21 protein-coding genes are annotated in these 20,444 nt (G+C 38.6%); 14 read left to right on the top strand and 7 right to left on the bottom strand.

Features of this window, described 5'->3' with window-relative positions:
* Positions 1–64: 64 nt before the first annotated feature.
* Positions 65–604, bottom strand: coding sequence for an NAD(P)H-dependent oxidoreductase (locus ACZ5R4_RS11220; RefSeq protein ID WP_464367312.1), 540 nt, complete (start codon positions 602–604; stop codon positions 65–67).
* A 222-nt stretch (positions 605–826) separates the two neighbouring features.
* Here ACZ5R4_RS11220 and ACZ5R4_RS11215 point away from each other — a divergent pair, with 222 nt between their 5' ends.
* A complete protein-coding gene (locus ACZ5R4_RS11215; RefSeq protein ID WP_109983152.1) occupies positions 827–1,207 on the top strand; it encodes a winged helix-turn-helix transcriptional regulator in 381 nt (126 codons plus the stop codon).
* A 192-nt stretch (positions 1,208–1,399) separates the two neighbouring features.
* Here ACZ5R4_RS11215 and ACZ5R4_RS11210 read toward each other — a convergent pair whose 3' ends face one another.
* From ACZ5R4_RS11210 to ACZ5R4_RS11200, 3 genes are read right to left on the bottom strand one after another with little or no spacing between them, the layout of a single operon-like run.
* Entirely contained in the window at positions 1,400–2,380 is a 981-nt protein-coding gene (locus tag ACZ5R4_RS11210) for a substrate-binding domain-containing protein (RefSeq protein WP_464367311.1), read from the bottom strand.
* Positions 2,381–2,395: 15 nt separating this feature from the next.
* A complete protein-coding gene (locus tag ACZ5R4_RS11205; RefSeq protein WP_181397411.1) occupies positions 2,396–3,376 on the bottom strand; it encodes an ABC transporter permease in 981 nt (326 codons plus the stop codon).
* Positions 3,377–3,387: 11 nt separating this feature from the next.
* Entirely contained in the window at positions 3,388–4,878 is a 1,491-nt protein-coding gene (locus ACZ5R4_RS11200) for a sugar ABC transporter ATP-binding protein (RefSeq protein ID WP_464367310.1), read from the bottom strand.
* Positions 4,879–5,273: 395 nt separating this feature from the next.
* Between ACZ5R4_RS11200 and ACZ5R4_RS11195 the strand changes: the two genes are divergently transcribed.
* On the top strand, positions 5,274–5,852 hold the full coding sequence (locus ACZ5R4_RS11195) for a Maf family protein (RefSeq protein ID WP_109983148.1): 579 nt from the start codon (positions 5,274–5,276) through the stop codon (positions 5,850–5,852).
* 229 nt (positions 5,853–6,081) lie between these two features.
* Here the strand turns inward: ACZ5R4_RS11195 and ACZ5R4_RS11190 are convergent, their stop codons facing one another.
* Complete coding sequence (locus ACZ5R4_RS11190) at positions 6,082–6,990, bottom strand: LysR family transcriptional regulator (protein ID WP_054860139.1); 909 nt, start codon at positions 6,988–6,990, stop codon at positions 6,082–6,084.
* 147 nt (positions 6,991–7,137) lie between these two features.
* On the opposite strand from ACZ5R4_RS11190, the gene ACZ5R4_RS11185 reads away from it, so the two are divergent.
* The 12 genes from ACZ5R4_RS11185 to ACZ5R4_RS11130 all read left to right on the top strand — a co-directional run bounded on the left by ACZ5R4_RS11185 (position 7,138) and on the right by ACZ5R4_RS11130 (position 19,188).
* Complete coding sequence (locus ACZ5R4_RS11185; RefSeq protein WP_464367309.1) at positions 7,138–8,157, top strand: alpha/beta fold hydrolase; 1,020 nt, start codon at positions 7,138–7,140, stop codon at positions 8,155–8,157.
* A 267-nt stretch (positions 8,158–8,424) separates the two neighbouring features.
* Entirely contained in the window at positions 8,425–9,825 is a 1,401-nt protein-coding gene (locus ACZ5R4_RS11180; RefSeq protein WP_109983146.1) for a PTS mannitol transporter subunit IICB, read from the top strand.
* A 310-nt stretch (positions 9,826–10,135) separates the two neighbouring features.
* A complete protein-coding gene (locus ACZ5R4_RS11175) occupies positions 10,136–10,480 on the top strand; it encodes a PadR family transcriptional regulator (RefSeq protein ID WP_054788294.1) in 345 nt (114 codons plus the stop codon).
* The gene (locus tag ACZ5R4_RS11170; RefSeq protein WP_054860142.1) at positions 10,477–10,809 is read left to right on the top strand and encodes a DUF1048 domain-containing protein; all 333 of its coding nucleotides are present in this window, start codon (positions 10,477–10,479) and stop codon (positions 10,807–10,809) included. The genes ACZ5R4_RS11175 and ACZ5R4_RS11170 overlap by 4 nt, the downstream gene beginning before the upstream one ends.
* Positions 10,810–10,851: 42 nt before the next feature.
* Positions 10,852–11,205 carry a DUF1048 domain-containing protein gene (locus ACZ5R4_RS11165; RefSeq protein WP_054860143.1) on the top strand — a complete coding sequence of 118 codons (354 nt, stop codon included), beginning with the start codon at positions 10,852–10,854 and terminating at the stop codon, positions 11,203–11,205.
* Complete coding sequence (locus ACZ5R4_RS11160) at positions 11,202–11,534, top strand: DUF1048 domain-containing protein (RefSeq protein WP_054860144.1); 333 nt, start codon at positions 11,202–11,204, stop codon at positions 11,532–11,534. The genes ACZ5R4_RS11165 and ACZ5R4_RS11160 overlap by 4 nt, the downstream gene beginning before the upstream one ends.
* Before the next feature lie 368 nt (positions 11,535–11,902).
* Complete coding sequence (locus ACZ5R4_RS11155; RefSeq protein WP_054860145.1) at positions 11,903–12,676, top strand: ATP-binding cassette domain-containing protein; 774 nt, start codon at positions 11,903–11,905, stop codon at positions 12,674–12,676.
* Complete coding sequence (locus tag ACZ5R4_RS11150) at positions 12,666–13,415, top strand: ABC transporter permease (protein ID WP_054860146.1); 750 nt, start codon at positions 12,666–12,668, stop codon at positions 13,413–13,415. The genes ACZ5R4_RS11155 and ACZ5R4_RS11150 overlap by 11 nt, the downstream gene beginning before the upstream one ends.
* A gap of 242 nt (positions 13,416–13,657) precedes the next feature.
* A complete protein-coding gene (locus ACZ5R4_RS11145) occupies positions 13,658–15,754 on the top strand; it encodes a BglG family transcription antiterminator (RefSeq protein ID WP_464367308.1) in 2,097 nt (698 codons plus the stop codon).
* Positions 15,755–15,770: 16 nt separating this feature from the next.
* The gene (locus ACZ5R4_RS11140) at positions 15,771–16,205 is read left to right on the top strand and encodes a PTS sugar transporter subunit IIA (protein WP_277678045.1); all 435 of its coding nucleotides are present in this window, start codon (positions 15,771–15,773) and stop codon (positions 16,203–16,205) included.
* A gap of 233 nt (positions 16,206–16,438) precedes the next feature.
* On the top strand, positions 16,439–17,983 hold the full coding sequence (locus tag ACZ5R4_RS11135) for a spore germination protein (RefSeq protein WP_109983140.1): 1,545 nt from the start codon (positions 16,439–16,441) through the stop codon (positions 17,981–17,983).
* Positions 17,980–19,188 carry a Ger(x)C family spore germination protein gene (locus ACZ5R4_RS11130; protein WP_464367307.1) on the top strand — a complete coding sequence of 403 codons (1,209 nt, stop codon included), beginning with the start codon at positions 17,980–17,982 and terminating at the stop codon, positions 19,186–19,188. The genes ACZ5R4_RS11135 and ACZ5R4_RS11130 overlap by 4 nt, the downstream gene beginning before the upstream one ends.
* Here ACZ5R4_RS11130 and ACZ5R4_RS11125 read toward each other — a convergent pair whose 3' ends face one another.
* Together ACZ5R4_RS11125 and ACZ5R4_RS11120 are read right to left on the bottom strand one after the other, a co-directional pair.
* Entirely contained in the window at positions 19,189–19,329 is a 141-nt protein-coding gene (locus ACZ5R4_RS11125) for a hypothetical protein (RefSeq protein WP_347834954.1), read from the bottom strand.
* Positions 19,326–20,420, bottom strand: coding sequence for a GerAB/ArcD/ProY family transporter (locus ACZ5R4_RS11120; RefSeq protein ID WP_464367306.1), 1,095 nt, complete (start codon positions 20,418–20,420; stop codon positions 19,326–19,328). Before ACZ5R4_RS11120 ends, ACZ5R4_RS11125 begins: the two co-directional genes overlap by 4 nt.
* Between the last annotated feature and the right edge of the window lie 24 nt (positions 20,421–20,444).

The following is a 20,444-nucleotide window of genomic DNA, read 5'->3' as shown; positions in this document are numbered from 1 at the left end:
CCTATGCTGGTAGGCTCTTATTTTTGTAAGATTAAAAGTTCTACTCAAACAGATGTCCCTAAATTTAATTGGCTAACAGACTCAAAGAAGTTTTTATATGTTTCTCATATCGTTTAGCTTCTTGCTCAAAGTAGTCCTCTGTGCCTTCGTTTGCATTATAGGAGATAAAGGCAGGGAGATAAGTACCGTTACACTTAGTAAGGGTCCTTTGTATCGGTCTTAGTAATTCACTGACTGTAAACCAATTGCTTCCCCCTGATCGATATTGCTTCTCCGTACCTCCCGTCGTTGTTGCCACGATAAACTCTTTTCCTTTTAAGTTATCGCCATTAGGACCATAAGCCCAGCCGAATGTTAGGACTTCGTCAAACCACTTTTTTAGTAGAGGGGGGCAACTGTACCAATAAAAAGGGAACTGAAACACTATTCGATCGTATTGAAGCAACAGTTGTTGTTCTTTTTCTACATTAATATTCCAATTTGGATACTCTTGATAGAGATCATGAAGATAGATATCTGCATTACTTCTTAGCTGTAACAACAATGCTTGATTGGCTCGAGAATTATTTAAGTTAGGGTGTGCAGCAATTACCATAGTCTTCATCACTTTCATCCTTTCGGTTTTCGTAATAATAATGAACTATACCCATTATTGGTCAAAAATTTTATTTTGCAAAGTAGGATTTTTTTAAAAACTAAGTCTTAAAAAAAGTACTAATAACGACGACTTAATAGTACGATAAAACGTACTTAGTATGATCAATAATCGTACTTTTTTCCTTTCCTATCCTTTGTTAAACTTATAATAAAGAATGGAGTGATAGTCATGAAAGAAGAGGTTCAAGATTCGAAAATAACTCAAGGGATAATGACGACTTTGCAGGCCATAGGGGGCAAATGGAAGCCACTTATTTTGTTTATTTTACTGCAAAAAGGTACAAAGCGGTTCGGGGAATTAAGGCGTTTGCTACCAAATATTACTCAAGGAATGCTCACCAATCAGCTTCGTGAGTTGGAACGGGATGGACTTGTCAACAGACATGTGTATTATGAGATGCCACCGAAGGTTGAATATTCTTTGTCCGATCAAGGGAAGACTCTTCGCCCAGTTTTAAACGATATGTGTGGGTGGGGGTTTAAGCATGAAGAATTTCTGGAGAATAGGAAAAGTAGTGAGGAAGTATTTTTAGAGAAGAAAAACCATTAAGTTAAATTAAATTCTCAGTGGTGGTATAACTAGCAGGGATTTTTGCTTAAACATCAGTGGGGAGGAATGCAGACTTAAAGTCATAAGGTATAACGTCTGCATAATAACCTCCTATAGCTCTAACCCCACTAATGGAAATATTCTAACATGCACTGGTGTTTAAAAAATCAGCATGAAATTTATCTAATAGTATTATTCATAAATAGCTGCTTGGATTTCTTCATCCTCTAAATTGCTTTGGTCATACCAGAAGAAGCCAGTATCAATGCTTTCAGGCACTTCTTTCCCATCTAAGGCTTCCACTGCGGCTTTTACGGTTTCATAGCCAATTCCCTCTGGGTTTTGCGTAATAGCACCTGCCATGACACCATCTTTAATGGCATCGATTTGTTGTTTGCCAGAGTCAAATCCGATAATGGTCACTTCTCCTTCTTTTCCTAATTCCTTTACCGCATTAACCACCCCAATTGCAGACCCTTCATTGGAGCCATAGATGCCTGCAATATCAGGATTAGCCTGCAAGATAGCTTTAGCAAGATTAGTAGATTCTAAATGATCTCCGCCACCATATTGAATATCAACTATTTCCATGTTTGGATAATTTTCTTCGATCGTTTCTACAAAACCATCGCGACGCTGTGTTCCAGTTAGAGAGACTTGATCATGCACAACTAAAGCAACCTTTCCTTCTTCATCCATTAATTCAGCCATTTTTTCTGCAGCGAGTGAAGCAGCGGCATAATTATCGGTTGAGGCTGTAGTAATAGGGATGTCACTATCCACACCAGAATCAAAGGCAATAATCGGAATATCTTGCTCACTTGCTTCTTCTAGTAATGGGGTAGCAGCTTGTGAATCTAGTGCTGCAAAACCAATTGCATCAGGTTTTTTGTCCAGAGCCGTGCGTAACATTTCCATTTGCTTATCCACCTGTGATTCACTTTCTGGTCCTTCGAAGGTAATCTCGACCTGGAATTCCTCTGCTGCTTTCTCTGCTCCACTTTGAACCGCTTGCCAGAATTGATGCTGGAAACCTTTAGAGATGATGGCGATATATGGCTGTTCCTCTGATGAACCTGAATTAGGCTCTTCTTTTTGCTCCGTTGTGTTATTCGCACAAGCAGCTAATATCAGTACCAAAGAAATAATGGCTAATACGCTTTTCATTTTCATCGTTAACTCCCCTTTTTATACATTCTTTTTTCTTAACATATCGATATAAACAGCGAGTAAAATAACAAACCCAATGACAACTGTCTGCCATTCCTGTGGGATCGACATGATCCGTAGACCATTTGTAAGTACGCTCATAATGAGTGCTCCAATCATCGTCCCGACTAAAGAGCCCTTACCACCACTTAATGATGTACCACCAATCACGACAGCAGCAATTGCTTCTAGCTCATATCCCATCCCAAGTGCTGGTTGTGCAGAATCTAGCCTTGATGCCATAATCACACCAGCAACACCGGTGAAGCATCCAGCAATGGTATAAATAATGATTTTCCATTTCGTAACATTGATCCCCGATAAACGAGTGGCTTCCTCATTACTACCAATCGAGAAGGTATAGCGCCCGACGATGGTTTTGGATAATAATATCCAGCCGATCAGCACCATAAGAAAAAATATTAATATAGCATTTGGAAGGTTGACTCCAGGAATAATAGATCCGAGTGCAATTTGATGAAAGCCCTCTATATCACTAAAATAAATAGGTGAAGCCCCAGAGATTATGAGAGACAATCCCTCTGCGATCATCATCATTGCAAGCGTAGCAATAAATGGCGGTATTTTTAATATCGAAACAGAGAATCCCGAGATTAGTCCAATAAGTGCTCCCATTACAATTCCACCAAGGATACCTATTAGGATAGGTAAGCCTAAATAAACAATAAATACTCCCGTCATGACAGAGGTGAGCGTCATCCCAGTACCTATCGATAAGTCGATACCACCTGTAATGATGACAAAGGTAGTGCCTAATGCCAGTATCCCAATGACTGTCGTTGATAGTAAGATACCTTCAATATTTGACCATTGCATGAAATTATCAGAGGCTAGAGAAAAGAAAATAATTAAAAGAACCAAACTAGCAAATGCCAAAATTTGCTGAAGGGCTGCAGAACCTCTCATTTTTTGCTTTATCACTGCGGTAGACATGAACATCACTCCTTATTTCAAGCTTGTTTCGTCGCTAGCTCCATTATTGATTCCTGGTTCGCATCATGCCGGGGCAACTCCCCAGTTGTTCGTCCTTCATTCATGACTATAATCCGGTCACTAAGCCGTAATACTTCCGGTAATTCAGAGGAAATCATGATAATGGATTTTCCTTCCTTTGCGAGACTTTCTAATAGATCATAAATTTCTTGTTTTGCTCCGACATCTATTCCTCTTGTTGGTTCATCAAAAATTAATATGTCACAATTCTTTAATAGCCATTTTGCTATAACGACTTTTTGTTGATTACCACCAGATAAGTATTTCACCAATTGGTTCATGCTTGGTGTCTTCACCTTTAGTTGATTGGAATAGCTTTGTGTCTCTTTTTTTATCTTCTTCGTATGCATAAAGGTAAATTTCGTATAATGAGCTAATGAGGAAGCGGCAATGTTTTCTTGGACTGTTTGTTCTAATAGAAGCCCAAAACGTTTGCGATCCTCTGATAAATAGCCTATTCCATGCCTCACCGCATCATATGGCTGTTTAATGGACACAGTTTTCCCATGTATTTTGATTATCCCTGTGGAAGGATCTGCACCAAAAATAGCTCGAGCTACCTCTGTCCTGCCAGCCCCTACTAAACCAGCAAAGCCTAAAATTTCTCCCTTTTTGAGCTGAAAAGAAACATCTTTTAAATAACGATTGTTTAGCTGGTTCACTTCAAGGGCAATTTCCTTCCATCTACTTGGATTAGTAGCTTTTTGTTCGATATGGAGTTTTCTTCCTACCATTAAGGAAACAACTTGTTTGATGTTCGCACTAGCTGTTTCGAGTGTATCGATATACTCCCCATCTCTCATCACCACAATCCGATCCGAAATTTGTTTTAATTCTTCCATCCGATGTGAGATATAGATGATTCCTACACCTTCCCTTTTCAGCCAATGGATAATTTTAAATAATGTACTTATTTCCGTGTCAGTTAAAGCTGCAGTAGGCTCATCCATAATAAGGATTTTGGCATGAAAGGACAGAGCCTTCGCTATTTCGACCATCTGCTGTTTAGCAACGGTTAGTTCCGCTATTTTTGTTTTTGGATCTAAATGAATGTTTAGCTGCTGAAACAATTCCTCTGCTTTTTTGTTCAATTCTTTATCCTTTAAAAAGAATTGCAGCTTATCCCGTGGCTCTCTTCCGATAAATATATTTTCTGCAACAGTAAGGTCTTGCATTAAGTTTAGTTCTTGGTGAATGATACTAATACCCAACTCCTGTGCTTCCTTCGTGTTTTTTGGTGCCACCTCTTTCCCCTTATAAACAATCGAACCACGATCCTTTTGATAAATACCTGTAAGGATTTTCATTAAGGTGGACTTACCAGCCCCGTTCTCGCCGATAAGTGCTAACACTTCACCTCTATACAAATCAAGCTGAACATCCGTTAATGCCTTGACTCCAGGGAATGATTTATGGATATTTTTCATTTCTAAGATTTTGTCTGTCATTCTATGTCTCCTTCCTTTGTTGACAGCGTTGTCAAAGTTAGTAGCGATTTTCATAGTTTTACTATCATATGCCTCTAGCACCCCCCTATCACTGTTATCGTTAACATTTAATTAGAAAGTCTGCTTTTGTAAAAAAGTATATGCATGGTAAGATAAATTTAGGTTGATTTTTTAGAATCAGTGGGGTGAAATCTTATTCCAAGTTTTTTTATTAGGAATCACCCGCATTTTAATGCGTGTTTGTCTAATGAGAAAAAGAATATAGTGAAAAAAATTACACAAACTTCTATTATCCTCTTCGTTCCATATATTCCAGTTACCGGTAACATATAAAAGTTTAGTAGATATAGTAGTTAGTGCTTTTTAATTGATAAAAAATTTGCAGGAGGAATATCATGAAAAATAAACTTGTATTAGCATCGTCATCACCTAGAAGACAAGAGCTTTTAAAACAGGTGGAAATTCCGTATACACTAAGAGCACCAAATGTTGATGAATCTCAAATAGCTAGCAAGGATCCAGCTGAAAAGGTGCGGAAGCTTGCTTTGCTAAAAGGGCGACATGTGACCTTGCAGGAGGATGGAGAAGTGATCTTAGCTGCTGATACGGTAGTGTCCTACAATAATCAAATTCTCGAAAAACCAAAAAATAAAGAGGAAGCTTATCGTATGATTGCGACCTTGAGTGGAAATGTACATGAAGTATTTACAGGGGTTATGATTCGTTCCTTCGATAATGAAGTCGCATTTGTAGAAAGAACAGAGGTTGAATTCTGGACTTTATCGGAGGAAGAGATAAATTGGTACCTCTCAACCAATGATCCTTATGATAAAGCAGGGGCTTATGGGATCCAAAGCATTGGTGCGATATTTGTGAAACAGATTATAGGTGACTACTATACAGTTGTTGGATTGCCGCTTTCTCGAGTGGTGAAGGAGCTGAGCAGCTTTTCGATAAAGCCTTGTGAATGCTGAGACAGTAACGTAATCTGTAAGGCAACGAAATTACTAAACATAGACACTTTAGACTAGTGAAAAATGATTGTACTTTCATAAAAGAGAAGATATATTAGTGTGTGGAAACGTTTGCACATAATAGGTAAATAGACAAGAAGGGAGGGAATCTGTGCCCTTCCTTCTCTATTGTTTTCTTCATTAGTTACGTGTGGAGGTGCAATTAGGTATTAGGAGAATAAGGGGTTTCCTATCGCTGTTTATTCTCCTCCCCAATAGCGATAACCTCTCTTACTACTTCTAGGAAAGATGACATCATCGGTGAAAGCCACTTGTCTTTATGCCACAGCATTTGTGTGTAGACGTGCAAGTCGGGAATTTGCCATGGAAGAGCAACAAGTTCGCCCCGTTCGATTTCGGCTTGTGCTGTTATTTCAGGAAGAAAGGCAATACCGATTCCCGTAATGGCACATTGTTTAATCGCTTCGGCATTGTGAAACTCTAAATAAGTAATATTATCAATGCCCTTTTTCTCAAATGACCGGTCAAACATGGTTCGATAGGTACAACCCTTTTCATTAACCAGAAACACCTCTTCATGGAAATCTTCTAGTTTTAGTGCGGATCGTTTTGCAAGGGGATGGTCTGGATTGACGAGAAGGCGGAAAGTTTCTTCCAGTAACGGTTCTACTGCAAGTCCGCTCGAACGAATTGGTTCGTCCAGCATAAAGACGGCATCCGCGGTTCCTTCAAAAAGTGTTTCCTTAAGTCGCTGATTTGGAACAGAGCGAAAAATGAGACGAACACCAGGATGACGCGAACGATATAGCTGAAAGACAACTGGAAGACGGTAGGCACAAAGAACCTCGTTGGCACTTATCGTTAGAGTACCGCTTAACTCTTCATTGTCATGAACGACACTGCGGGCTTCGTCCAATTTGTTTAGAACCTCTTCGATATGTGTTAAAAAACGTTTACCAGCTGTTGTAAGAACGAGCTTCTTGCCCAATCGGTCAAAGAGTCGCACACCAAGTTCTTCTTCCAATGCTTTTATTTGCATGGTGATGTTAGAAGGGACATAATTGAGCACTTCCGCAGCACGACTAAAATTTAGAGTGGATGCAACCGTACGAAACGTATTTAGTTGACGCAATTCCATCCTATTTTCCTCCTAGCACTTTCAATTTTATTGAATACTATTTTTAATTTTATTCACTTTTATTGAGAGTAACACAGGTTTATACTTACAACAAAGAAATAGATTCTAAAAAGTTTTGTTTTAAAAATAGAAGGGAGCAACAATAGAATGGATTATGAAATTTTTGATTTAGGTGACGTAACCTTGCAATCAGGAGTGACGTTACCGAAAGCTTTTCTTGCTTATAAGACTTACGGGAAATTAAATGAAAAGAAAGATAATGTGATCATCTATCCAACTGCTTTTGGTGACCAACATGTTCAGAATGAATGGTTGATTGGAAATGGAATGGCACTGGATCCACAAAAATATTTTATTATTGTTCCTAATTTGCTAGGTAACGGATTATCCTCATCTCCTAGTAACACGCCACCTCCATTCGATCGAGCTAAATTTCCTCAAGTTACGATCTATGACAATGTGAAATTACAGCATCGACTAGTGACCGAAAAATTTGGGATTCACAAGATCGCTCTCGTCGTTGGATGGTCAATGGGAGGTGTTCAAGCATTCCAATGGGGGGCAAGTTATCCAGACATGGTAGAACGTATTGCACCCTTCTGTGGGGGTGCAAAGACTTGGCCACAAACATATATAGTCCTAGATGGAATGAAGGCTTCACTCATGGCTTCAGTAGGTTTTGATTCCAATAAAATAAGTCAGTTGACTTCTACAGACATGCGTGCCGTTGCCCGTGTTTATGCGGGGTGGGGCTTATCTCAGACATTTTACAAAGAGGAACTTTATCGTGTGCTAGGATATGATTCATTAGAGAGTTTTGTAGCTGGTGTCTGGGAAAAGAGTTTTATGAAGATGGATCCCCACAATGTTCTGGCAATGCTATGGACTGGACAAAACGCAGATCTAAGTGCAAATTCCACCTATAACGGTGATTTCGATGCGGCACTCAGAGGCATTCAAGCACTTACCTGCATCATGCCAGGGAGCACAGATCTTTTCTGCACAGCAGATGATAATGAATACGAGGCTAATCTTATACCGAACGCTGATTTTCAACCTATCGAGTCAATTTGGGGCCATTTCGCGGGACGCGGGATCAACAGTGCCGATAATCAATTTATTGATGACAACCTAAGACGCTTGTTGGCACTCCACATAGACAGATAGATTACCATTTATTGAAGTTGTTCTTTAGCTTACATCTATAGGAGTTATTTCGAGAACTAAAAAAGTGTTGTTTCGGTCACTGGCGCTACGCATCCTAATAAGTTTCGTTAACCATCCCTACTGATGGAAGTCTTACTTTATTAAATCCTGACAACATCCTCTTTGCCAAAATAATGATTAGATTAGTTTGAATATGAGATGTTATCGCTATATTCTTAAGATAAGCAATTATTCTTATCTAAAAAAAGAGGGAAAGGGGTAAAGTCAATGGAAAATAAAGGATTTCGAGCGAAAGTTCAACGTTTTGGTAGTTATTTAAGTGGTATGATTATGCCAAACATTGCTGCGTTTATCGCATGGGGTCTTATTACCGCACTATTTATACCAGATGGTTGGATGCCAAACGAAGATTTTGCGGCACTAGTAGATCCAATGATTAACTATTTATTGCCATTATTAATTGGTTTTACTGGTGGGAAAATCGTATATGACATTCGTGGTGGTGTAGTGGGTGCGACGGCGACAATGGGGGTTATTGTTGGTGCCGATATACCGATGTTTTTAGGAGCGATGCTAGTAGGGCCGCTCAGTGGGTATTTAATCAAAAAAATAGATGGATTATTCCAACATCGAATTCGTTCTGGATTTGAAATGCTCTATAATAACTTCTCAGCAGGTATACTTGCTGCAATTCTAGCAGGAATTGCCTTGAAGGTTATTGGACCAATTGTGACAGTGTTAAGTGAAGTTTTAGCATCTGGAGTAGAAGCCTTAATCAATGCAGGCCTATTACCGCTTGCGAACATCATCATAGAACCAGCTAAGGTGCTTTTCTTAAATAATGCCATCAATCATGGGATTTTAAGTCCTCTAGGGGTAGACCAAGCCTCTGAAGCAGGGAAATCGATTCTGTTCTTGTTAGAAACAAATCCAGGACCAGGTCTAGGAATTTTATTAGCCTTTATGCTATTCGGTAAAGGAATGGCGAAAAATTCGGCATCTGGTGCAGCAGTTATTCATTTTTTAGGTGGGATTCATGAGATCTACTTCCCATATATTTTAATGAAGCCAGCACTATTATTAGCAGCTATCGGTGGTGGTGTGAGTGGTGTGTTCACATTCAGTTTATTTAATGCAGGCTTATCAGCACCTCCATCACCTGGAAGTATATTTGCGTTAGTAGCAATGACGGCGAGAGGAGATCATCTTGCTGTTATTCTAGGAGTTATTGTGGCAACCATTGTTTCCTTCTTAATTGCTGCAGTGATATTAAGAACGAGCAAGGAGAGGGAAGAAGATCTTACCGATGCTACAAGTAAGATGCAAGAGATGAAAGGGAAGAAAAGCTCTGTGGCAGATAATTTAACGGAGAATAAAGTGATGGGTGAAGTAAATAAAGTGGTTTTTGCTTGTGATGCAGGGATGGGTTCGAGCGCAATGGGAGCTTCATTGCTTCGTGATAAATTCAAAAAGGCAAACATTGATATTGAAGTGACGAATAAAGCGATAAATGATCTTCAAGAAGATGCAGATCTTATTATTACCCATAAAGACTTAACGGACCGGGCTAAGGCAAAAATACCAAATGCCCAGCATATCTCAGTAGACAATTTCTTAAGTAGTCCAAAGTACGATGAATTAGTTAACGAACTGAAAAATAAAAAATAAAATAATCCGTCAAAGGATAGTTAGCCTATTTAAGGCTAATTATCCTTTTTAATTTATACATGAAAACTTTAAGACGATTGTAGAGTGATTAATCTATAGAGAAACTTCTATAATAACAGACTAAGTATAGCTCTCAGATGACTTGAGTTAGTTTCGAATCCTTAAAAAAATGGACTTTTTATTCTTGACAAGTGATGCTATTATGTATTACTATATACTAGTAATCAGTAACACTTAATATCTGTATTGCAAAATACCTGTGATACAGAATACTGAAAAAATATAGGGAAATACAAATGGAGTGGGAAACTTGGAAAATAACACAGAAATGCTGAAAGGGGTGCTTGAGGGTTGTGTGCTTGAGATCATCAGCCGTGGCGAAACTTATGGCTATGAAATCACGCAACATCTTCGAGAGCTTGGCTTCACCGATGTAGTGGAAGGCACAGTTTATACGATTACTATGCGACTTGAGAAACATAATCTGGTGGACATCGAGAAAAAGCCATCCACTAAGGGACCGCCGAGAAAATTTTACACACTCAACGCAGCAGGTCAAAAGCAACTTGAAATTTTTTGGAGAAGATGGGATTTTGTCTCAAGTAAAATTAACGAACTCAAAACGAATAAAATCAAAAGGAGAGAAGTAAAATGAATATTTTTGAAAAAATTATTGGAAGTCTGGAAGACAAGCGGGAATGGAAGGCGATGGAGGCGCGTGCAAAGACACTTCCAAGTGAATACCACAACGCTTACAAAGCTATGCAAAAATATCTCTTTAACACTGGAGGCATGATAGATTGGCAAGAAACGAAATTCGTCTTTAATCACATCATCGACCTTCTTGAAGAAGCCGTAGCCGATGGCAAGCGTGTTAAAGAAGTTACTGGCAACGACGTAGCAGCCTTCTGTGATGATCTCGTCATTGATGCAAAATCGTGGGTTGATAAACAACGTCAAAAACTCAACGATGCGATTAAATAATAGTACTTTGCTGAACAGCTTAGTATCTTAAAGGAGAATACAATGAACTTTTTAGAAAAAATAACCGGTAGCGATATGACTAAAGAAATAAAAGGTTTTGAAGCACGAGCAAAAGTCTTGCCAGCTGACTATCAAACTGCTTGGAAAGAAATTAATAGTAATCTCTGGGTTCACGGAGATTTCACCGGTCGTAATCTGATGCCGATTCTTGACAGTGCTCTTGAACTGCTTGAAGTTACATCAGCAGACGGCCAGAGCGTCGATGAAGTACTAGGAGATGATATCAAAGGCTTCTGCGCAGCGCTTGTTGGTGACGAAGGCGCAAAAACTTATAGAGATAAATGGCGTGAACAACTCAACAAGAACGTAGCAAAAAAATTAGGAGGACTGAAATGAGTATCAAGGGAATCATCGAAGGCAAAAAAGTATGGAGAGCCCATGTTTCACGTGTCAAAGCGCTTCCGCAAGATTACCAAATTGTTTATAAAGAGATCCAAAAATATCTCTTTAAAGTCGGTCCTGTTGAGCTAAACGAAGGTATCGGACTGCTCTCAGAGATTATCAACTTCTTTGAAGAAGGCGTAGCTGCTGGGAAAGGTGTGCTTGAAGTCACAGGAACAGACGTTGCTGCTTTCTGCGATGCACTGATTGAAGACTCAAAAACTTACGCTGATATTTATCAAGAATCGATCAAACAAAAAGTCGATAAGGCTAAGAAAAAATAGAAGGAACATAATACTAGACGGCAAAATTCTATCGAACTTTTGCCGAAATATCGTTCGAGTTTGCTTCGTACTAATAATATTATGTTTTTTATTTACCCTGTTGCTTTGCCGACGAACTAATGGCAAATCCTAAAACCTATGTCGACAAGTATCGGAAGATTTGAATCAGAGTATTATTAAGCATTGAGAAAAAAGTAAATTCAATAAATAATTCTGACTGAATAGCTGGTTACAAATGTGGATGTGCACCTTCATTATTCAGTTATATTTTTAATCTGGTAGTAAGTCACACAGATTATCAGTCAGACTGAATAGAAAAATATAGGTAAATTAGCGCCTTGTTGCGCTTTAATAAGGAGGAAAAAAGTATGAGTAATGCAGCGATTTCTGTAAAAGGGTTAAAAAAATCCTTTAAAGACAAGCAAGTTCTAAAGGGGGTAGATTTTGAGGTGCGGCGTGGCGAAATTTTCGCACTGCTGGGATCAAATGGAGCGGGCAAGACGACGACGGTCAACATCCTCTCGACGCTAATGAAGCCCGATGGCGGCGAAGTAGATATTTGCGGCTTTGACGTCCATCGTCAATCTGATCATGTTCACCAGAGCATTAGCCTGACAGGGCAGTTCGCAGCTTTAGACGGCATGCTCACTGGACGGGAAAACCTGATGATGATCGCTGAGTTGCGGGGAGTTTCCAATCCCGCTCAAGTCGCCGACGATCTGCTAGCAAGATTCAGCCTGACCGATGCGGCCAACCGACGGGCCGACAAGTATTCCGGCGGGATGAAGCGCCGGCTTGACATCGCCATGAGCTTGATCGGGACGCCAGCAATCATTTTTCTCGACGAACCGACAACAGGGCTTGACCCCGAAGCACGGATTGAAGTCTGGAATACTGTCAAGAAGCTTGCCGACGGCGGCACGACCATCTTGCTGACGACCCAGTACTTGGAGGAAGCCGAACAACTGGCGGACCGTATTGCCATCCTGCATGGCGGAAAAATCATCACGACCGGTACCCTTTCCGAGCTTAAAGAGATGTTCCCGCCAACGAAAGTGGAATATATCGAAAAACAGCCGACATTGGAAGAGATTTTCCTTTCGGTAATCGGTCAAAAAGGAGGTAATATAAATGAAAAGTAGAACATGGGTATTACTAAGGCGTTTAATGCGCAATATTATGCGCAGTCCAGATACGATTATTACGGTTGCGATTACGCCGATTATAATGATGGTGTTGTTTGTCTACGTATTCGGCGGTGCTATAGAGACAGGCACCGACAACTACGTCAATTATTTATTGCCGGGAATTTTGCTAATCACTATCGCATCAGGCATTGCTTACACTTCCTTACGACTATTTACAGATGTAAAAAGCGGACTGATGGCGCGTTTTATTACCATGCCCATCAAGCGCTCATCGGTGTTGTGGGCTCACGTGTGGACCTCACTTGTTACCAACGTGCTCACTGTCGGTATCGTTATCCTCATCGCGCTCTTAATTGGATTCCGATCTAATGCGGATATCCTAGATTGGCTCGCGGTAGTTGGAATACTCAGTCTGTTTACACTGGCGCTGACATGGCTCGCGGTCATTCCCGGGCTGACAGCACGGTCAATGGAAGGAGCGACAGCATACTCGTACCCGCTGATTTTTCTACCTTTTATTAGCTCGGCTTTTGTTCCCACCGAAACCATGCCTAAAATTGTTCGTGCGTTCGCGGAGAACCAGCCCGTTACTTCAATCGTAAATTCGATTCGTGCCCTCTTATATGAAGGCCAGGTTAACAATAGTATCTGGACTGCTCTTGCTTGGTGCATCGGTGTCATGATCATCGCTTACATTATTTCCAATAAATTATTTAAACGTGAATTAGGGTAAAACAAAGGAAAACACATTTTAGGTTTATTAAAATGTGTTTTCCTTTTAATTTCCACTTCTACACAAATAGAATTACCTAGCTCCACGTGAATTCCGCATTTCTAACTTATTAAATTTTGTCAACATTTAACCAGAAAATAAAATAATAAAATAACGTTGAAACGATGGGGAAAGCAGGTATAAACTGAAAGAAAGTAATTTAAATTTGTCTGTCTTGTATTGGGGAAAGGGAGGGGTGTTTATTGTATTTATCGGGTAGAGAAAGACGTACTATTGAATTACTCTTATCGAAACAGGAGCCAACCACTATCAAAACCATTGCCAAGAACTTAGAAGTAAGTGAAAGAACTGTACACCGTGATTTAAAAAATATGGAAGACGTTCTATCGCAATATGAGCTCCGTATAAACAAGCGCGCAGGTGTAGGGGTATCGGTTTTAGGAGACGATACTGATAAAAAGGCATTAAAGCATGCGATCATGAAGCTACAATATACCGATTATACACCAGATGAGAGACAGTCGATTATACTAACAACCCTTCTTGAAACAAGAGAGCCAATCAAATTATTTCATTTAGCCAGTGAACTAAATGTAACGATTGCCACGATCAGTCATGATTTAGATATGCTAGAGGAAATCATGACAAAGTATGAATTGAACCTAATACGAAGAAGAGGATATGGTGTCAAAATAGATGGTGCAGAAGAAAATAAACGTGCTGCCATCAGTTATTTAATCTCTAAGCATGTCAGTGAATCAGAGGTTATCCAATTACTACGTAAGAACATTGAAAAAGAAGATCCGTCTAATGCGATATCTAATCGTTTGTTAGGTATGGTTGATCAAGATAAATTAACCTATATCGAACAAACGGTGAATGCTTACCGCGCGAATCTTCCCTATGAACTCGCAGACAGTGCCTATGTTGGCCTTGTCGTTCATTTGGCTCTTGCAATGGAAAGGCTACAGAAAGGGGAAAGAATACAGTTCGATCCCGTTTATTTAAAAGAGCTGCAGGAGACAAAGGAATATAAGATCGCACACGAAATTACTTTTACGTTGGAGGAACAGCTACAGATTGAAATACCTAATGATGAAATAGGTTATGTAACCATGCACTTACTTGGTGCTAAACTACGAAACCATGAATATTTGATGGAAGAGTCCTCTCTAGACATTGCTTACAAGGCAAAGCAACTAATTTCCTTTGTTAGTAATATATTAAATAAAGATTTACTGAGTTTAGAGCATATTCTAGATGACCTCGTTGCCCATTTAAAGCCAGCCATTTATCGGCTGCAGCAAGGAATGAATATTAAGAATCCATTAATGGAAGAAATAGAATCAGACTACCATCAGCTTTTCTTTATATTGGAGGAAGGGACAAAGAAAGTGTTTCCTGATATCCATTTTCCAAAAGAGGAAATTGCTTACCTTGTGCTACATTTTGCTTCTGCTCTCTTACGAATGGATAAAGAAATAACGTTAAAAGTACTTGTAGTCTGTTCGAGTGGGATAGGGACATCCAAGATGCTCGCATCGAAGATTATTCAACAAATTCCTGAGATCACCGAGATTGAAAGCTCTTCTTTATTTGATTTAGAGAATAGAAAATGGTCGAGCTATGATTTTATTATCTCAACAGTGCCGATCAAGCATATGGAGCATGAGTATATTTTGGCATCACCTATTCTGACGACAGAGGATATTCATAAGATTAATAGTCAAATCCGAAAACTTAAAATGAAAGCTGGCCTAAAAAAAGCAAAGATCACTACATTAAAAAACAGGAAAATAACGAAGCAAGAAACGGTTAACCACATAAAAGGTATAAAATCGATGACAAGTGCAGTGATTTCCTTATTAGAAGGCTTTTATCTTCAATCCTATCAAGGAAATCAAGCATTAGCTTTTATTTTACAAGAGATTTGTAAGGAGTTAGAGGAAAAGGAAGTAATCACCGATGCCAAAAGGGTAGCAATCAAATTGCAAGAAAGGGCAGACTTAGGTGGATTAGGTATTCCAAATACAATGCTGGCATTATTTCATACACGTAGTGAAGATATTATGAAGCCAAGCTTTACGATCCATCCTTTAGCAAAATCGATCATCGTTCAAGGAATGGATGGTAATAGTATGAAAATCAAACATTTCTTGATCATGCTTTCACCAATTAACGCAGAGGAAGCAGAAATGGAGATATTAAGCTTTATTAGCAGCTTGTTAATTAGAAATCAAGAGAGTACGGAAATATTTCAATCCGAGGATCAGGAGAGAATAGGTTCTTATCTCGCTATCCAATTACATCAGTTTATTAAAGAGAAATTAACGATATAAAAAGGAGTGCTTATAAATGACAAAGGATATTTTAACAAAAGATAATATGATGTTAGGGGCAGTATTAAACGATAAGGAAGAAGCAATTCGCTTGACAGGGAATATTTTGAAGGAAAATGGATATGTAGAGGAATCCTATGTTGATAAAATGTTAGAACGTGAAAAGCTAACCTCCACTTATATCGGAAATAATGTAGCCATTCCACATGGAACTGATGATGCGAAGGATGCGGTCCTTCACACGGGTCTATCTGTGGTCACTGTGCCTGATGGGGTTGATTTTAATGGAGAAAATGTCCATATCTTGATCGGAATCGCTGGAAAAGGGGAGGAGCACTTAGAGATCCTATCCAAGATTGCATTAGTTTGTGCAGAGGAAGAAAATATTCAAAAATTGATCCATGCTGATACGAAAGAGGACATTTTAGCTATTCTAGAAGGAGTCAACTAAATAGTAGACAATATTGGAAGAGTCACAGTCTTTTTCACTTGATCATAAACCCTCCACTTCAGCCAATAGACGCATAAACCTGTCCAGAAAGAAAACCTTTGGTACAGGTTTTTTTGTTTGAAAGACTCTTATTTCTTTTGCCATGAAATACTCCGATTTTCCTTCCTAGTGCATGAATTTTCAAGCTTTCACCCATACTAAAAAATATTACTTCTTTTAGAGAGGGCTGTCAGATGAATAGGAAACGAAAATTATGGTTTGGAAAGAAAAGTGAAAAGAGTCCAAAAACAGAAATCGAACAAATAAAAGGAAATATCCATGGAAATATATCGGATAATAAAGCTGCCTTACAGCAAATATTTCATCAAAGTACAGACATTAAATATCGAGAATTCAACCTACCGCTTCAAGAGCAGAAAAAAGTACTTCTATGCTATTTGGAGGGGTTAATTAATGCAGAAAGTATTAATAAAAGTATTATGGAGCCAATATTAGAGGAGTCTAGTCATTCAGAATCACCAAAAGCTGAGGTAATTCCCTTTATCCAAAATCGTATTGTGCATAACCTGGATGTAAAAGAAGTTACAAATCTTAAGGATATGGTAAAGGGTATTTTAGTAGGGAAGACAGTGATAATGGTAGAGGGTTCTACTGTTGCATTAGTTGTGAATACGATTCGATATGAGTCCAGAGGGATAGAAGAACCAGATACAGAGTCTACCGTAAGGGGTCCGAGAGAAGGATTTAATGAAGTCTTAAAAACGAATACCTCCATGCTTAGACGGATTATCAAAAATCCAAATTTAAGATTTGAAGATATGCAGATAGGTGAACTAACACAAACCACTGTTAGAATTGGATATGTCGATGGAATTGCCAAAGATGATATCGTAAAGGAAGTAAAGAAAAGGCTGAAAGCTATCCAGTCGGACTCTATTTTAGAATCAGGTTATATTGAACAATTTATCCGAGATCATAAATTCTCACCATTTCCCACAGTAGGAAATAGTGAGAAACCAGATAAGGTGGCAGCCAAGCTATTGGAGGGTAGAGTAGCGATTCTATGTGACGGCACTCCTTTTGTTCTGACGGTTCCTTTTTTATTCATTGAAGCATTACAAGTACCGGAGGATTATTATAATAACTACTTGTTTACTACTTTTATTCGCTTTATTCGTATAATCTCCCTGTTTTTGACGATATATACAGCCCCTTTATTTGTTGCGGCCTCCACCTTCCATCAGGAAATGGTGCCAACCTTATTATTAACAACAATGGCAGCAGCAGAGGAGAAGGTTCCCTTTCCAATTATGCTTGAGGCAATATTAATGCTGATTGTTTTTCAGTTATTAAGAGAAGCGGGTGTGCGAATGCCACGACCTGTTGGTTCCGCGATTAGTATTGTGGGTGCCTTAGTAATTGGGGAGGCAACCGTTCAAGCAGGATTAGTTGGGGCACCAATGGTTATCGTTGTCGCACTCACAGCCATTACGGGATTTGTGGTTACGGTCTATAATGGTGTCTCTATCTTGATTCGGTATTTTCTCTTATTATTAGCTGGAACCTTTGGTCTGTATGGTCTACTTATGGGTTCTCTTATCGTGATCACCCATGTCTGTTCCTTGCGCTCTTTTGGAATACCGTATTTAACACCATATGGACCTATTATTCTGAAAGAGTGGAAGGATTTCCCTTTCCGATTACCAATCCAGTTTATGAAAAATAAGCCGAAATCAACAACAAAGAATACGGGTTCTAAGGGAGATGTGTATAGATGATGAAAAGCGGTCATCTTTTTATACGTAAACGATCAGTTAAAATAGTTGCTGTGTTCTTATCTCTATTGCTATTAACAGGTTGCTGGGATCGTTTAGAGCTAACGGAAGTCGGGATTATTACGGCCCTTGCGATAGATAAAAATCCAGAAACAGGTGAATATATTCTAAGTGCTCAATATCTAAGGCCTGCTGCATTAAGTGCTGTTGCTCCATCGCCAGTAGAGCCGTTTATTGTTATTACTTCGAAAGGAACTACAGTCTCCGAGTTAATTCGCAAGGCAGATCAAAATGTAGGGCGTAATGGATTTTATGCCCATAATAAAGTCGTCATCGTTAGCGAAGAGGTCGCCAAGGACGGGTTATTAAATTTATTTGAAACGTTTCAAAGAGACAAAAGGGTACGTAGTTATGTATGGGTTGCAGTAGCAAAGGGCACAATGGCCAGAACCTTCCTTGAAAAAAAGGTGAAATCGATTGCCTCTGTACCAGCTAATTTTTTAAATAGTCTTTTTATTAGCGCAAAATTTGATGCTGTTACCCACAACTTATTAAACTTTTATAAAAAATCACTAAAGGAAGGGATTGATCCAGTATTAGGTGTATTAAGCTTTGATAAAGCCGAAGAATTGGAAGAGGAATCGATTAAATTGACTGGAGGTGCTGTGTTTCAACAGGATAGCTTTGTTGGATTTCTTAACGAAACAGAAGCGATGGCATATAATTGGGTACGAACAGAATCAACGAACAAATCACAGGGTACATTTAAGGTCCCAATGGACGATGGTTCGATCATTTCCCTTCGCTTAATTTCTAAAAAAGCAAAGATCATTCCTACAATAAAAGGAGAGGAACCCATTACCTTTACCATCGAGTTAAATCAGGAAACCCAATTAGTAGAACAAGTAGCCAATAGAAAATTTACTAGTAATCAAGAGGTCGTCGAATATGTCAATAAAGTGAAGGAAACAACGGAGAAACAAGTTGAAGAGGATATCATGCGGTTAGTAGAAAAAACTCAAACAGAATTAAAATCAGATATCTTAGGCTTCGGGGAAACCATTCATAAAAAGAATCCAAAGGTTTGGCACAAAATAAAAGAAAACTGGCAAGAGAATTACCCTAATACAAAGGTAGAAGTAAAAGTTAATGTAACGATTAAGAATGCTGGTTTAATTAAAGGGGAATTGGCACCTGGTGAACAATAATTATTTAAATAACCCTTTTACCAAATAAAATAAAGTGAATAGGCAGATTACCATAATATATATGAGACCACTAATCATAATAAAGGCTAAGAAGTAGTCTTCTTTTAGAACATCGATAATTTTCGTGATTTCAGATTTCATTTCTTCTTCCCTTTCCTTTCATTCCATTTTTTTACAAATGCGAGAATGAGTAAAAATACAGGAATCAAGGAGTATACAACAATATTGTATACTCCTGCCTCCATCCCCTTCCATCTTTGGTGTTCAAGACTTTCAAATTGAAATAGGGCCAATATTGGCAGAAGTAGGCCAAAGATAGCGATCACCCAATTTGGCTTTCGCTTGCCGACCATCCATGTCATCACAATAGAAAAGGCGAAAAAGTGAATGGCAGTTTTGTAAAATCCACCGACAAACATAATAAATACACCCATACTATCTAAATTTGTAAAAATCATACCAATATGGATAGAGAGCAATGTCTCTAATAACGGAATTTCCATATGTGTTGCTAGGTCTGGACCTAAAACAGAAATCATGACAATCACAGAAGTGATTAATATTAAAGTAGAAAAGGTTACGGCAATATAGGTCGTTTTTCGAATCGATTTCTGCTGTTGAACAAAGTGCCAAAATACTAATACAACCACTACTTCTCCGAAAGGAAATCCAAGAACAGAAGGAACCTCTTTTAAAATCGAACCAAACCCTTTGTCTAAAATAGGTAAAAGATTAATAAGATCGAATTCTTCTGCTACAAAATTGAGAACAAAGATTAATATAAGAAAGATAATGAAATACAAAAATACGATTTCAATAGAACGAACAAGTACTTCCATTCCTAGCATCAAAATATACATTATGACGAAGACAAATATATATAAAATTACTGCTAGAGGGGTAAACGGAAGGGCAGTCATTTTAATTAAACTACCAAATTCATAAAAATTATGTAATGCTTGATGGAGAAAATATAGCCCAAAAAGAAAAAGTAACGGTCTTGCTAACATTTTCCCGAACAAATCGTCTAAAATAAAGGCAAAGTCCTTTTGTGGATACATTTTCGGAAATTGAGTATAACACCAAATTAGTGCTAGACTCAGTAGATACGCTACCACTATTACGATCCACGCATCTTGTCTTGCCCCAATTCCTATTGCGAATAGAGTAGTACTACCTACTTCGAATATAACGATTAATGTGAAAAGCTGAATATTTGTAATGCGATCCATATATGTATTCCCCTCATGAAAATT

Source organism: Gracilibacillus sp. JCM 18860, assembly GCF_055395245.1.
This window is presented reverse-complemented; position numbering and strand designations above follow the sequence as displayed.